Consider the following 712-nt stretch of genomic DNA (forward strand, 5'->3'; position numbering starts at 1 on the left):
GTTGTTGATTAAGTCTAAGCGCATGGTTCGCATTATGACGCCATGCGCTTAGACAGTGCAAATTTGTGACATTGCTAATCCGTTGCCCTCCAATACATGCTTGCATGTCTAAGAGGATGGGGGACCAAGAAGATGGGCTGGCTCGCACCGCATGAGGGGCGACCGTCGGTCTTCTTGCACGTGGCGATCCAGTTTTGCCTGTTGATCAAGAGGGAAGGGCGCCACGGAAACCTGCCAATGGCATGTTTTTGGCCCCGAACGGGCGGCGCGCCGAGTTGTTCATTTTTCCGCTCAGACACACCACCGGGATGGTCGCCAGTCTGCTGCGCCTGGCCGGTCTGGACTGGGCCGTTCCCGATCACTCCACACTATGTCGCAGCCAAATGACACGCGCTGTCCAGCGCCCGTATGCTCGACCCATATGCTCGACAGGCAGTCCACATGCAGAGCCGGTGACCGGGATTTCCACCGGACTGCGAAGAGATACGTGACCCGGATAAGTGACGATGACTCACGTGAAAGAAGGAAGGCGCGGCTGACCTGAACGCCCAATGAGAGACGCTGCCTTTTGCGGGGCAAAGCGGGACAAAACCCGCGCGGCCAGTTCTCGGCTGTTGCACTCTCACGTCGGCGTATCCGCTTTGTGAAGCTGCGTGTTGATGCAAGTCAAGGTTGTCAGCCGCTACGCAGACCTACGCAGATACATAGACGC

1 pseudogene is annotated in these 712 nt (G+C 57.6%); it reads left to right on the forward strand.

Features of this window, described 5'->3' with window-relative positions:
* Window positions 1–96: 96 nt before the first annotated feature.
* Window positions 97–416 (forward strand): annotated as a pseudogene (locus tag AB4874_RS20140) (transposase); the annotation flags it as partial.
* Window positions 417–712: the final 296 nt, after the last annotated feature.

This window comes from Thioclava arctica, assembly GCF_040892615.1.
Lineage (GTDB): Bacteria > Pseudomonadota > Alphaproteobacteria > Rhodobacterales > Rhodobacteraceae > Thioclava > Thioclava arctica.